The organism is Bordetella genomosp. 9, assembly GCF_002119725.1.
GTDB lineage: Bacteria > Pseudomonadota > Gammaproteobacteria > Burkholderiales > Burkholderiaceae_B > Bordetella_C.
Genome location: NZ_CP021109.1, coordinates 1,792,607 through 1,806,092 on the forward strand (window position 1 = coordinate 1,792,607; position 13,486 = coordinate 1,806,092).

General features: G+C 64.5%; 11 protein-coding genes. 5 read left to right on the top strand and 6 right to left on the bottom strand.

Annotated features, from left to right (window positions below):
- The first annotated feature begins 150 nt into the window (after positions 1-150).
- Positions 151-1,176 (top strand): sensor histidine kinase, encoded by a 1,026-nt coding sequence (locus CAL13_RS08325; protein ID WP_232467828.1) that lies wholly within the window; start codon positions 151-153, stop codon positions 1,174-1,176.
- Positions 1,173-3,083, top strand: coding sequence for a potassium transporter Kup (locus CAL13_RS08330; protein WP_086056991.1), 1,911 nt, complete (start codon positions 1,173-1,175; stop codon positions 3,081-3,083). Before CAL13_RS08325 ends, CAL13_RS08330 begins: the two co-directional genes overlap by 4 nt.
- A 127-nt stretch (positions 3,084-3,210) precedes the next feature.
- Here the strand turns inward: CAL13_RS08330 and argG are convergent, their stop codons facing one another.
- From argG to argF, 4 genes are all read right to left on the bottom strand, one after another.
- A complete protein-coding gene (argG, locus tag CAL13_RS08335; RefSeq protein WP_086056992.1) occupies positions 3,211-4,545 on the bottom strand; it encodes an argininosuccinate synthase in 1,335 nt (444 codons plus the stop codon).
- Between the two features lie 83 nt (positions 4,546-4,628).
- Positions 4,629-5,942: an MFS transporter gene (locus CAL13_RS08340; RefSeq protein ID WP_086072064.1), complete on the bottom strand. Its 1,314-nt coding sequence runs from the start codon at positions 5,940-5,942 to the stop codon at positions 4,629-4,631.
- 62 nt (positions 5,943-6,004) lie between these two features.
- Positions 6,005-7,441 carry an amidase gene (locus tag CAL13_RS08345; protein ID WP_086073564.1) on the bottom strand — a complete coding sequence of 479 codons (1,437 nt, stop codon included), beginning with the start codon at positions 7,439-7,441 and terminating at the stop codon, positions 6,005-6,007.
- Between the two features lie 359 nt (positions 7,442-7,800).
- The gene (gene argF, locus CAL13_RS08350; protein ID WP_086056994.1) at positions 7,801-8,742 is read right to left on the bottom strand and encodes an ornithine carbamoyltransferase; all 942 of its coding nucleotides are present in this window, start codon (positions 8,740-8,742) and stop codon (positions 7,801-7,803) included.
- Positions 8,743-8,985: 243 nt separating this feature from the next.
- Between argF and CAL13_RS08355 the strand changes: the two genes are divergently transcribed.
- Positions 8,986-9,306, top strand: coding sequence for a DUF3579 domain-containing protein (locus CAL13_RS08355; protein ID WP_086056995.1), 321 nt, complete (start codon positions 8,986-8,988; stop codon positions 9,304-9,306).
- Positions 9,307-9,335: 29 nt separating this feature from the next.
- On the opposite strand, the gene CAL13_RS08360 is transcribed toward CAL13_RS08355, so the two are convergent.
- Both CAL13_RS08360 and CAL13_RS08365 read right to left on the bottom strand, forming a co-directional pair.
- Positions 9,336-10,295, bottom strand: coding sequence for a 2-hydroxyacid dehydrogenase (locus tag CAL13_RS08360; protein WP_086072065.1), 960 nt, complete (start codon positions 10,293-10,295; stop codon positions 9,336-9,338).
- Positions 10,296-10,334: 39 nt separating this feature from the next.
- Positions 10,335-11,306 (bottom strand): Bug family tripartite tricarboxylate transporter substrate binding protein, encoded by a 972-nt coding sequence (locus tag CAL13_RS08365; protein ID WP_086056997.1) that lies wholly within the window; start codon positions 11,304-11,306, stop codon positions 10,335-10,337.
- Between the two features lie 254 nt (positions 11,307-11,560).
- On the opposite strand from CAL13_RS08365, the gene CAL13_RS08370 reads away from it, so the two are divergent.
- Together CAL13_RS08370 and CAL13_RS08375 are read left to right on the top strand one after the other, a co-directional pair.
- A complete protein-coding gene (locus tag CAL13_RS08370) occupies positions 11,561-12,490 on the top strand; it encodes a dihydrodipicolinate synthase family protein (protein WP_086072066.1) in 930 nt (309 codons plus the stop codon).
- Between the two features lie 152 nt (positions 12,491-12,642).
- Positions 12,643-13,368: a FadR/GntR family transcriptional regulator gene (locus CAL13_RS08375; protein ID WP_420042440.1), complete on the top strand. Its 726-nt coding sequence runs from the start codon at positions 12,643-12,645 to the stop codon at positions 13,366-13,368.
- The last annotated feature ends 118 nt before the right edge of the window (positions 13,369-13,486 follow it).

Here is a 13,486-nt window from a genome sequence, read left to right on the forward strand (position 1 = left end):
ACACGCGGCCGCCACCGGCAGCCGGCGTGGTCCGTGAACATGACCGTGGATATTCCGTCCGAACGCATCCGTAGCGCGCAAGACGCGCGGGCCTACCGGCCTGGTCTCCTGCCCAGGGGATCGCTGGCCCGCTATCTGGTCGTGCGCCTGTTGCCGGCCATCCTGTTTCTGGTCATGCTGGACCTGGCGGCCACCTGGGTCATGACGCACAAGTTCGACATGACGCTGTGGGAACTGGAAGATTTCTTCCTGCTCATGGTGCTGGGCCAGGTGGTGCTGATGGGCCTGTTCGCCTGGGTCGTGGTTCATGGGGTCCGTTCAGGACTGCGTTCGGTGAACCTTCTGTCCGAGGAAATCCGGCAGCGCTCCATCGACGATATGCAGCCCCTCGAGGTTGCCGGCGTACCCGTCGAGATGGAGCCGCTGGTCCTCCATACCAACGATCTGCTTGCAAGGCTGGACGCTTCGCTGGCGGCGCAGCGCCGGTTCATCGGCCACGCGGCGCATCAACTGCGCACGCCGCTCAGCGGCCTGCGGCTGGAATCGGAGCTGATGCTGGCGCGTCCCTTGCCCGACGACGTCCGCGCCCGCGCCGAGCGCATCAAGGCCGTCAGCGACCGCATGATCCGCCTGGGACAGCAATTGCTGGTGCTGGCGCGTGCCGACCCCAATGCGCGGCCGCAGGACAGCTTCGTGCGTGTCGATTTATGCGAATGGGCAAGGGCCAGCGGCGCCGAATGGATTCCCCGGGTGCGCGCGGCGCAATTCGAACTGGATCTGAACGCGCCGGATTCGCCGGTATGGGTCGACGCGGACCCTCTGCTGCTTGACGAGCTTCTGGGCAATCTGATCGACAATGCGCTGCGTTACGGCAGGAAAGGCGGGCGGATCACGCTGAACGTCGGAGGCAACCCGCCCAGTCTCACGGTGATGGATGACGGACCCGGGATTCCTCCGGAGGACCAGGACCGGGTCTTCGAAGCCTTCTACCGGTCGCCCTCCGCGACGGCGGGGGGATCCGGCCTGGGTCTGGCCATCGTCCGCGAGATCGCCCACGCGCATGGCGCGTGGTGGAAACTGTCCAGCCGGCCGGAATTCCCTGGAACGCGCTTGACCGTGGTATTTCCCGGCCCCAGGAAGGGGGCGCAATTGACTCGACACGACATTCAGGTATGACAACCGGAACTGCAAGCGCGCCGCCAGCCACGGCCGCACAACATGCGCCTTCGTCCAGGGCCGCCCTGGTGATCGGGGCGCTTGGCGTCGTCTATGGCGACATCGGCACCAGTCCCCTGTACACCTTGCGCCAGTGCCTGGTCGGATACGGCGACCTCAAGCCGGAACACGTGCTCGGCGTGCTGTCGATCCTGTTCTGGATGCTGATGCTGGTGGTGTCGTTCAAGTACGTCACGCTGGTGTTGCGGGCCGACAACCGCGGCGAAGGCGGGACGCTGGCGCTGCTCGAGCTTGCCATCCGCGGCCGCCATGGGCGCGCTCGCACATTGCTGATCGCGCTGGCAATCTTCGGCGCGGCCCTTTTCTATGGCGACAGCATGATCACGCCCGCCATTTCCGTGCTGTCGGCGCTGGAAGGGATCAGCGTGGTATCGGACCGGTTCGAGCATTGGATCGTGCCCATCTCGCTGGTCGTTCTGATCTGTCTGTTCCTGATCCAGTCGCGCGGTACGGGCACGGTGGGCAAGCTGTTCGGTCCCATCATGGGCCTGTGGTTCGCCACTCTGGCAGTGCTGGGCATATGGCAGATCACGCAAACGCCCGCCATCCTGTCGGCGCTGAATCCGATGTGGGGCTTGCATTTCGTGGTGGAATCCCCGCGCGCCAGCTTCGTGCTGCTGGGGTCCGTCGTGCTGGCGCTGACCGGGGCGGAGGCGCTGTATGCCGATATGGGGCACTTCGGGCGCGGAGCCATCCGCCGCGCGTGGTTCTGGATGGTGGCACCGGCCTTGACGCTCTGTTATTTCGGGCAGGGCGCCTTGCTGCTGCGGGACCCGGCCGCGATATCGAACCCCTTCTTCCTGCTGGCGCCGGACTGGGGCGTCGTGCCGCTGGTCTGCCTGGCAACCGTGGCGACGATCATCGCTTCTCAGGCGGTCATCTCCGGCGCCTATTCCATGACTCGCCAGGCCGTGCAACTGGGGTACTGGCCGCGCATGGAAATCCTGCACACGTCCGCCATCGAGAAAGGGCAAATCTATCTGCCGCAGGTCAACGCCCTGTTGCTGGCGGCAGTGCTGGTTCTGGTCGTGGTTTTCCGCAGTTCGGACAATCTTGCCGCTGCCTATGGTTTCGCCGTGACGGGAACCATGCTGACGACGTCCGTGTTGATGTTGTCCTTGATGTCGCGTGCGGCCGTCAGCGGCCCCCGTCGCTTGATGTGGTGGGGCGTGCTGGGCTTCCTGCTCGTCTTCGATCTGCTGCTGTTTTCCGCCAATGCGCTGAAGGTGGAAGAGGGCGGCTGGCTGCCCCTGATGGTCGGCCTGGCCGTTTTTACGCTGATGCTGACATGGCGGCGCGGCCGGTATCTGCTCAGCGAACAGCAGCAGCGCGACAGGCAGCCCCTGGCCGAGTTCATGGAACAGTTGGAGCAATATCCGCCCGCGCGGGTGAGCGGTACGGCCATTTTCATGACCATGAACCCGGGCAATGTGCCGCCGGCCTTGCTGCACAACCTAAAGCACAACAAGGTGCTGCACGACCACGTCCTGTTCCTGACGATACACAGCGCCGACGTCCCGTACGTGTCTCCGGAAGAGCGGTTTTCGGTCAAGAAGCTCAGCGCCTCGAGCTGGCAGGCCGTCGTCACCTACGGCTTCAAGGAAGAGCCGGATGTGCCCGAGGCCCTGCGTGAAGTGGCCGAGGCCTATCCCGAGCTGGATCTGGAGCCGATGCGCACCTCGTACTATCTGTCGCGCCAGACCGTGGTCGCCGCCAAGCGGCCCGCGATGCAAGGCTGGCGGCGCGCCTTGTTCTCGTTCATGGCGCGCAACTCGACGCGCAGTACCAAGTTCTTCAAGATCCCGCCGAACCGGGTCGTCGAAATGGGGATGCAGGTCGAGCTCTGATCGCCGGCATCATGAAAAAGCGGCGGTGAACCGTTCACGGGCTGCGCGATGCGCTGCCTGGGTTCGGTTCACCGCCGCTGTCTTCAGGCGGGCGGGGCGCGCCATCGCGCGCCCCAAGCTGTGACGATTACTTCTTTTCGTCCTTCAGCTGAGGCAGGGCCGCGCCGGCAGTGGGGGCCAGCAGGCCTGCCTGAACGTAGGTGAACAGCTTTTCGCGCGTGTCGACAATGTCCAGATTGCGCATGGTGAGCTGACCGATGCGGTCCTGCGGCGAGAACACCGATTCGCCCTTCTCCATGGTCAGGCGCTCGGGCTTGTACGTCAGGTTAGGCGACGCCGTGTCCAGGATGGAGTAGTCGTTGCCGCGGCGCAATTCCAGGGTGACCTCGCCGGTCACGGCGCGCGCGACCCAGCGCTGGGCGGTTTCCCGCAGCATGATGGCCTGCGGGTCGAACCAGCGGCCCTGATACAGCAGGCGGCCCAGCTTGCGGCCGTTCTCGCGATACTGTTCGATGGTGTCTTCGTTATGGATGCCGGTGATCAGGCGCTCATACGCGATGAAGAGCAGCGCCATGCCGGGGGCTTCGTAGATGCCGCGGCTCTTGGCCTCGATGATGCGGTTTTCGATCTGGTCGCTCATGCCCAGGCCATGGCGGCCTCCGATGCGGTTGGCTTCCAGCATCAGTTCGACCGGGTCGGCATACTCGACGCCATTCAGGGCCACGGGGCGGCCTTCGACGAAGCGCACGCTGACCTCTTCGCGCTTGACCTCGACGTCATCGCGCCAGAACGCCACGCCCATGATGGGCTGGACGATGCGGATGCCGGAATTCAGGTGCTCCAGATCCTTCGCCTCGTGCGTGGCGCCCAGCATGTTGGAGTCGGTCGAATAGGCTTTTTCCGCGGACATGCGGTATTCGAAACCGGACTGGCGCATGTACTCGGACATTTCGGCGCGCCCGCCCAGTTCATCGATGAAGGCCTGGTCCAGCCACGGCTTGTAGATGCGCAGGGCGGGGTTGGTCAACAGGCCGTAGCGGTAGAAGCGCTCGATATCGTTGCCCTTGAAGGTGCTGCCGTCGCCCCAGATGTTGACGTCGTCTTCCTTCATGGCGGCCACCAGCATGGTGCCGGTGACGGCGCGGCCGATGGGCGTGGTGTTGAAGTAGGTGATGCCCGCCGTGGAAATGTGGAAGGCCCCGCTTTGCAGGGCGGCAATGCCCTCGGCCACCAACTGGGCGCGGCAGTCGATCAAACGTGCCTTTTCAGCGCCGTAAAGCATGGCGCGGCGCGGGATTTCCTCGTAGTCCGGCTCGTCCGGCTGCCCCAGGTTGGCGGTGTAGGCATACGGCACCGCGCCTTTTTCACGCATCCAGTGTAGGGCGGCGCTCGTGTCCAGACCGCCTGAGAACGCGATGCCGACTTTCTCGCCGACGGGGATGTGCTGAAGGATGGTTGCCATTGCGTGTCGCCTGGGGGAAGAAAACCCGCAATTTTAGCGCTTTTGTCCCGCGTCGGGCCTGCCCCGCCGCGGGACGATGCCCCTCAGACGGTGCGGGAAGTGGCCACGTCGGCCGGGGCGGCGATACCGCGCCCGGGCTGCGCGCCGTCTTCATCGATGCGCGACAGATCGAGCCCGTTGGTTTCGGGCAGCATCAGTGCCGAAATGATCACCACCGCGTAACCGACCCCGGCGACGACAGCGATCGACACGCCCAGGCCCAGGCTGCCCCCGCTCAGCCAGCCGACGCTGAGCGGGAAGAACGAGCCGATGACGCGTCCGACGTTGTACGAGACGCCGTATCCCGTGGCGCGCACGCTGCTGGGGTAGGACTCCGAAATGGTGGCGCCGATGCCGGAGAACATGCCCTGCATCAGGATGCCCATGGGAAAGCCCAGGAACAGCATGGACGTGTTGGAAATGGGAATGATCATGTACACCAGCGCCATCGCCATCGCGCCTATTGCGAACAGAACATAGGTGGCGCGGCGGCCCAGGCGGTCGGTCGCATAGGCGCCCGCCACGTAGCCGAGAAAGGAGCCGAGGATCATGACGACCAGATATGAGCTGGTGCCGAATACGGACAAGCCGCGCTCCAGCTTCAGATAGGTCGGAAGCCAGGTCGCAATCGCGTAATAGCCGCCCAGCATGCCGCCCGAAAGCAGGCTGCACAGCACCGTTTTCGTCAGCAGCGGGAAACGGAAGACACGGCCCAGGTTCTGCTTGAGCGGCGGTGCGCCGGCCGACGCCCGCGCGGCCATGTAAATGGCCGGCTCTTCCAGATTCCGGCGCAGGTAGATGACCACGAACGCCGGCAACACGCCCAGGAAGAAGCAGGCGCGCCAGGCATACTCGGGCGGCATGACGGCGTACATGGCGGCGTAGGCAAGGGCCGCCGCGCCCCAGCCGAACGAATAGCTGCTTGCCGTGAAGCCGGAATACTTGCCGCGGTGCGCCGGGTTGCGGATCATCTCCGTGACCAGAACCATGCACAGCGACGACTCGCCGCCGAAGCCCAGGCCCTGGATGATGCGGAACACCATGAGCTGTTGCGGGCTTTGGGACAGCCCGCACATGAAACAGGCGAATGCGAACACCACGATGGTCCAGCGCAGCACGCGCACGCGGCCGTAGCGGTCGGCCAGCACGCCTGCCAGGATGGCGCCGACCAGGGACGAGACGAGCGTGTAGGTGACGATGGCGCCCGCCTCCGACTTGCTCATGTTCCATTGGGACAGCAAGGTCGAAATCAGGAAGGAATAGATCATGAAGTCGAAGACATCGACCGCGTGGCCCAGAAAGGCGCCGTAAAACCCTTTGCGCTCCATGCGCGTCAAATCCTTGAACCAGGCAAACATGCTTTTCCCCTTTTCGTATCGTTGATTGAGCAAGGACGGAAATACGGTGCTTGGTCGCGCGGTCAGGCGCTTCGCAGGCGGACGGGCGGTTGGAACGCGTAGCCGTTGTCTTCCAGCCATTGGGCAAAGCGCAAGGAAGTCAGATCGCGTCCGAGGCCCGCGACGATCTGCACGCCCACGGGGAGTCCGCCCGCCGTGCGTCCGGCCGGCGCCACGGTCGATGGCAGGCCGCAAAGGCCGGAATGGCCGGCCCAGAACAATTGGGTCGTCATCGGCTGCGCCTCGCCGTTCACGTCCAGCGTGCGTTGCCACGGCTCGCCGGTCTCGTTCAACGGGAAGGCCGCGGTGGCGGCCGCCGGGCACAGCAGCACGTCATGCTCGCCGAAGAAGTCCGCCCAGGCGCGGGCAAAGCCGCGCCGCGTCTCGGCAAGCCGCAGCCAGGCCCGATGATCCAGCGCTGCGCCCACATATTGCAGGGCCGCATAGGAGTCGTCGCCAGGATCGGCATGCCGGGCGAGCGCTCGCACAGTGTCGAACGCGGCATCGCTCATGTACGTGGACGTCGCCGCGCGGAGCATCAGCACATAGGTTCGCCACAGCGCGCGCGCGTCGATGGCCGGCTTCGCGTTCCAGCTGACCCGCACGCCCATGGCCGACAAGCGGCGGCCCAGCGTCTCGATGGCGCCGGCGACATCTGCGTCGACCGGCGCGAACGGATGGGTTGGCAGAACCGCCACGCGGAACTCGCGCGGCGGCCGGTCTGGCGCGGGCCGCAGCGGCATGTGGGCAGTCGCGCCGTCGGCCCCGCCGGCAAGCACGCCGAGCAGGATTTCAAGGTCGCGTGCCGAACGCGCGATGGGGCCGGCAACATTGATGTCCGGCGCCGCGTCGGTTCCGCCGATGCCATGCCCGCGCAGCGAGATCAGCCCATGACTGCTTTTGTGGGAAAAGACGCCGCAGTAATGGGCCGGATTGCGCAGCGAGGAACCGATGTCCGAACCGACGTCGAACAGGCTCATGCCGGTGCAGACGGCGGCGGCGCTGCCGCCCGATGAGCCGCCCGGCGTGCGCGCCGGATCATGCGGGTTGCGGGTGGTGCCGTACAGCGCGTTGTAGCTTTGCCAATCGCGCAGGTAGACCGGCACATTTGACTTGCCCACCAGGATCGCGCCCGCCTGCCGCAGCCGCCGCACCACATCGGAATCTTCGGAGACACGGCGGCCGGCATGGGCGGGGTCGCCGCACGTCGTGGGCCAGCCCGCGACGTCGAAGCTTTCCTTTATGGAAAAGGGGATGCCGTGCAGCGGACTCGGGAGGGCGCCGTCACGGCGTGCCGCATCGGCGCGCCGTGCCTCGATCCTGGCCGCGTCATAGTCGTGGACGGGCAGGGCGTTGATGGCGGGGTGGTTTTCCAGAAAGGCAGCGTGGCAAGCGTCCACCAGCGCCTCGGCCGTGATTTCGCCGTCGCGAAGCGCCTGCAGGCATCGCCACAGAGGCATATAGCGCAAGCCGGACGCGGCGGATGCCGCTGTGTCGATGGGACGATCCACTGCTCCTCCTGAGGGCCCGACGGAACCGTACTTTGTATACTATATTCGCGTAGCGGCGCAGGAAATCCGGGTTGTCCCGATCGAGGGTAAGTCCGGGGTATGGACGTTGATCCGGCGGAAGCGGGAAGGCAGGAGAACGGGAAAGAGAAGAGGGACGAGGGGCGATGGCGCGGTCGCGCGACAGCGACGTGCATGCCCTACGGCGCCGCAAAACATTGCGCCCGCCGGAAGGGCGGGCGCAACGGACGTTTTTCGTCGGATCGCGAAGACTCTTTGCCGCGTGCGAATGAACGCGACCGGCCTGGAAGTCAGGACAGCCGGCCCAGAAGCAGGAATTCCATCAGGGCTTTCTGGACGTGCAGCCGGTTTTCCGCCTCGTCCCAAACCACGCTTTGCGGCCCATCGATGACCTCGCCGGTGACTTCTTCACCGCGGTGCGCCGGCAGGCAATGCATGAATACGGCATCGGGCGAAGCCACGGCCATCATGTCGGCATCGACGCACCAGTCGGCGAATGCCGCGCGGCGTTGCTCGTTTTCCGCTTCATATCCCATGCTGGTCCACACATCGGTCGTCACCAGATGCGCGCCGCGGCAGGCCTCCATCGGGTCCCTGAACTGCCGCAGCACGCCGTCGGGCGGCGTGCCGATGCGCGCCGGGTCCAGCTCATAGCCGGACGGCGTCGAGACGTGCAGCGTGAACCCAAGCATCTCTGCCGCCTGGAGCCAGGTGTACGACATATTGTTCGCATCCCCGACCCAGGCCACCGTCTTGCCGGCGATCGGCCCGCGGTGTTCCACATAGGTGAAGATGTCGGCCAGGATCTGGCAAGGGTGGAATTCGTTGGTCAGGCCGTTGATGACCGGCACGCGTGAATGCGCGGCGAAGCGTTCGATGCGCGTCTGCTCGAACGTGCGGATCATGACGATATCGACCATGCGCGAGATGACGCGAGCGGTATCCTCGATGGGCTCGGCGCGGCCCAGCTGGGAGTCGTTGGACGTCAGGTTGATGACCGATCCGCCCATCTGGTACATGCCCGCTTCGAACGAAACGCGTGTACGCGTGCTCGCTTTTTCGAAGACCATCGCCAAGGTGCGATCGTGCAGGGTCATGTGCGGCTCGTAGCGTTTGAACTTGTCCTTTATCAGGCGTGCGCGATCCAGCACGTAGGCGATTTCAGCCGCAGAGAAATCCCGGAATTGCAGAAAATGCCGCAAGGGGCCATTTGGAGTGCTTGCTGTTGTCATGGTCAGTCTGCAAATCGTTGGTCCGGCCCGCTGGAGAGGGGCGGGCGGGGCGCCTCATTATGCCTGTACTTTGCGAACGCGTCCTTTATGCCGGGGTTCGCTGCAAATGCCAGCGTAAAGGCCTCAGTTCGACCGCGAGGGCGCGCGCCGAATACAATCCGTAAGCTTCAATCATATACAATCGGCGCCGCGGCACGAGTCCTGCGGCCACGTCCCTGACGGCGCAGCGAGCGCTCGTCGCCGATAGCAGAACCAACGGTATTCCGCGTGCGACAACTCGTTATTCTCGGTGTTACGGAAGATGGACGGCGCTTTCGCCCCAGCGATTGGGCCGAGCGGCTCGCTGGCGTCATGGCGCAATTCCGGCCGCCGGGCAGCGCGCCGAGCACGCGCGGGCTGTACTACTCGCCCTATGTGATGCCGGTCATCATCGATGGCGAACGCAGTGTGGTGGTCGATGAACGCCTGCGCGAACTCGAGCCTCTCGCATGGAAGTTCGTCGTCGATTTCGCCAAAGATAATCGCCTGAAGACCCAGGAAAGGGAAATCGCCCATCCTCTGTAGATGGGCGACGGTTTATCGCAATCGGGGGCTTATTCCACGACCGGCGTCAGTACCTTCCCGGTTTTCAAGAAAGCCTCCAGATTCGCCAGCATCAGGTTTTCCATCTCGAGGCGCGTTTCCAGCGTCGCGCTGCCGATATGGGGCAGCAGCACCACATTGTCGTTTGCCTTGAGCGCGTCGGGCACCTTCGGTTCATGTTCGAAAACGTCCAAGGCGGCATTGCCCAATTTGCCGGTCTGCAAGGCTTCGACCAAGGCGTTCTCGTCGATGACGGGGCCACGCGCGATGTTCACGATGGTGCCCTTGGGCCCCAGCGCTTCGATCACTTCCTTCGAAATCAGATGGAAGGTGCTGGGGCCGCCGACCGTCGCGACCACGAGAAAATCGGCCCACGCCGCCAGGTCGCGCAGCGACGCTTCATACGTGTAAGGGACGTCATCGCGACGGCGGCGGCCGTGGTAACGGACCTCCATATCGAACCCGCTGCCCCGCTTTGCGATGGCTTGGCCGATGCGGCCCAGGCCCACGATACCCAGCTTCTTGCCGCTGACACGGCTGCCAAGCGGGATGCTGCCGTGGACCTGCCCCCAGCCGCCGGTGCGCACGAAACGGTCGCCATAAGCGATGCGGCGGGCGGCGGCGAGGATCAGACCCCACGCCAGATCGGCAACGCAGTCGGTCAGAACGTCGGGTGTATTGCTGACCTGTATCCCACGGCGCTGGGCCGCTTTGACGTCGATGGTCTCGTAGCCGACGCCCCAGCTGCAAATGGCCTTGAGGTCGGGCAGCGCATCGATGATCTCTGCAGTGCATCCCATGCTGGCCGACGTCACAAGCACGTCGACCCCTTTGCCGTGCTCGGCCAGGGCGGCCTTCCGGTCGGGATACTTCCAGAGCTCGACGACATCGTAGTCCCGCGCCAGGCGGTCGTTCGCGGTGGGGGATCCGGCGTAGGAGCCGACCTGGATGATGCGGTGCTTGGCGGTCATGTCGTCTGTCGTTCAGGAGTTCCGGAGAGCGCGGTTATGCTACTCCAACTTGATGTTGGCCTTGGAGATCACGTCCTTCCAGCGGTTGACCTCCTGTTGCTGGAATGCCGTGAATTTTTCCGGGCTGTCGGCCACCACTTCAAAACCCAGGCCATTCAGCGTCTTCTCGACCGCGGGGTCACGCAGCGTCTTGCGCAATGCGTCCGAAAGCGACGTCACGATGTCCTGCGGCGTCGCGGCGGGCACGGCGAAGCCCTGCCAGGAGTACACCACCATATCGCTGACGCCGGCTTCCTTCATCGTCGGTACATTGGGCAGGTCCGGGATGCGCTGTTCGCCCGTCGTCGCCAGCGCCTTCAGTTTGCCTGCCTTGATGTGGGTCAGCACGGCGCCAAGGTTCTGGAAAGACACGTTGACCTGGCTGCCCATGAGGTCGCTGATCGCCGCCGCGCCGCCGCGGTAGGGGACGTCAACGCCGGTGGTGCCCGTCTTCTGGCGGAACAGCACGGCCGATAAATGATCGGACGAACCGGTGCCGGACGAGGCATAGGACACCGCGCCAGGGTTTTTCTTGGCGTATGAGATGAGCTCTTCGACGTTGTTGGCGGGGAAGGTGGGGGCCGCCACCAGCACATTCGGGTTGCGCACCGCCATGGTCAGGTACTTGAAGTCCTTGCTGGGGTTATAGGACAAGTCCTTGTACAGCGCCTGGTTGATGGCGAAAGTGCCGATGGAGCCGACCATCATCGTGTAGCCATCCGGCGTCGAGCGCGCCAGCGCCTGCGCCCCGATGGCGCCGTTGGCCCCGGGTTTGTTCTCCACGACGAATGTCTGACCAAAGATCTTGTTCAAGCCTGGCAAAACGGCACGCGCTGTGATGTCGGAGGAACCGCCAGGGACGAACGGGACGATCACCGTAACCGGTTTGTCGGGATATTTGGCAAGGGCGGGCGCGGCGACGCCCAGTGCGAAGGCCGCGGCGAGCGCGAAGGCGCGAATCGGACCGGTCATTTTTGTCTCCTGTTGTCAGGGGCGCGCCTGAGTGCAGGGATCCCCGCGCGCTTGTCCTGTTGTAGGTTGTCGGACTACGTGCTTGTTAGACAACTATATGGATTGAGTGTAGATATGTCAACCAAGTATACTTGTCAGCATTCTGTTCGCGCTTGTCCGACAAGCTGCTTGCAGCGCCGTGCTCGCGATCGCACCGGTGCGCCGTCGCAACCCGCCAACGCCGACCCGCCAACCCCTCTACCCAGGAGCTCCCCATGAAAACCACGCTTGTTACCGTGGACGATCTAGGCCGTTCGGTCATCGCGGTGCCGCCGCTGGCCCGTCACGCAGATCTGACGCTCAATTCCCAGGCCAATGCCGCGCTTCTGCGGCATCTTGAGCAGGGCGGGGTGCGCAGCGTGATGTATGGCGGCAATGCAAACTTCTACAACCTTGCCGTCAGCGAATACGCCCGGGTGCTGGACTTCCTTGCCGAACACGCAGGCGCCGACACCTGGGTGCTGCCATCGGCCGGTCCGGATTATGGGAAATTGATGGACCAGGCCGCGGTCCTCAAGTCGCGGGCTTTCCCGGCAGCCATGCTGCTTCCGATGTCCTTTCCGTTCACGGACGCGGGCCTGGCCGACGGCATCCGCCGCTTCAGCGACGCCATCTCGCGTCAGGTCGTGATCTACATCAAGGCTGCGAACTACATCGCGCCATCCACCTTGGCGCGCTTGGTCGAGGAAGGGCGCATTGCCGCAGTCAAATACGCCGTGGTGCGTGAAGATCCGTCCCAGGACGCCTACCTGTCCGCCCTGCTCAAGGAAGTCGACGCGCGCCTCATGGTCAGCGGTATCGGCGAACGGCCGGCCATCGTTCATTTCCGGCAGTTCGGCCTGCAAAGCTTCACTTCCGGTTCGGTTTGCGTGGCGCCGCGCGGGTCGATGCAATTGCTTCGTCTGCTGCAGGCTGGCAGGGTACATGAGGCGGAAGCGGTGCGCGCTGCCTACATGCCGCTGGAGGATTGCCGGGACAGCATCAGCCCCATCCGGGTGCTGCACGATGCGGTGACACTGGCCGGCGTTGCCGATATGGGGCCCATGCTGCCCCTGTTGTCCGGGCTGACCCCAGCCGAACGGGAACAGGTGGCGCCGGTCGCGCGCGCCTTGTTCGAACGCGACCGGGAATTCGCGGCGGCATAGCGTCAAGGCGTTGCCTGGGGACTTGCCGCGGCGCGCTTCGGCTGCGCCGCCTCGATGACGTACGATTAGGGCTCGATTCGAAGGAGAGCGATTTGTCCAGCAAGCACCGTGCGTCGGACCTGCCCCACGAAGGCCGGACGGCCGAAGCGACCGTGGCAAACGGAGAGAGCGCCCGCACGCTGGACCGCAGTCAGCGCGTGCGATTGGGGGACCAGCTGTACGGGCAGATTTTCGACCGCATTGCGTCGGGCGAGCTCAATGTCGGCGACAAGCTGCCCTCGGAGCACGAGATCTGTGAACAGTTCGGCGTTTCGCGTCCCGTTGTGCGAGAGGCTCTGCTGCGGCTGCGCGCCGATGGCCTGGTCAGCGCCTACCAGGGCTTGGGAACCTTCGTCATTCATCAGCCGGCCCCGCGCCTGAAAACGTTTGGCGACGTGCAGAACGTCGGGGCGTACCTGCGTGCGCAGGAGGTGCGGCTGGCGCTGGAAGGGGAGGCGGCGCGGCTGGCCGCGATGCGACGTACCGACGAACAATTGAAGAAGATCGTCGAGGCGCACCAGGCCTTTGCCGAGGCGCTGGCGCAGGGCAGGGTGTCCGCGGAGGCGGATCTGGCTTTTCACGCAAGCATCGCCGAGGCCAGCGGCAACGACTTCTTCCTTGGCGTGCTGGAAACCATCCATGAGTCCATACACGGCTTCATGCGGCTTTCGCTGAACTTGACGCGCACAGGATCGAAGCAGCGCGCCGAACGGGTCATGGACGAACACGCGAGCATCCTGGCCGCCATCCGCGAACAGGATGGCGAGCGGGCGCGCACGACCATGCAATTTCATCTGGGGCAGGCGCGGTATCGGCTGGTCGATCGCGAACGCGACTGATTCGCGGCCTTTTGCGCCCCAAGAACGCGGCCCACAAAACAGGAGACATGCAGTGGCAAGCAACGGAACATCCACCTTCAATGCATCGCCCGAATCCGTGCGCGAGCAGATTCTGCGG

What these genes read in the sequence shown, in the direction of transcription:
- CAL13_RS08345 (WP_086073564.1), bottom strand. Translation starts at nt 7,441, where the DNA reads ATGCCTCTGTGGCGATGCCTGCAGGCGCTTCGCGACGGCGAAATCACG.
- argF (WP_086056994.1), bottom strand. Translation starts at nt 8,742, where the DNA reads ATGACAACAGCAAGCACTCCAAATGGCCCCTTGCGGCATTTTCTGCAA.
- CAL13_RS08360 (WP_086072065.1), bottom strand. Translation starts at nt 10,295, where the DNA reads ATGACCGCCAAGCACCGCATCATCCAGGTCGGCTCCTACGCCGGATCC.
- CAL13_RS08365 (WP_086056997.1), bottom strand. Translation starts at nt 11,306, where the DNA reads ATGACCGGTCCGATTCGCGCCTTCGCGCTCGCCGCGGCCTTCGCACTG.
- CAL13_RS08330 (WP_086056991.1), top strand. Translation starts at nt 1,173, where the DNA reads ATGACAACCGGAACTGCAAGCGCGCCGCCAGCCACGGCCGCACAACAT.
- argG (WP_086056992.1), bottom strand. Translation starts at nt 4,545, where the DNA reads ATGGCAACCATCCTTCAGCACATCCCCGTCGGCGAGAAAGTCGGCATC.
- CAL13_RS08340 (WP_086072064.1), bottom strand. Translation starts at nt 5,942, where the DNA reads ATGTTTGCCTGGTTCAAGGATTTGACGCGCATGGAGCGCAAAGGGTTT.
- CAL13_RS08370 (WP_086072066.1), top strand. Translation starts at nt 11,561, where the DNA reads ATGAAAACCACGCTTGTTACCGTGGACGATCTAGGCCGTTCGGTCATC.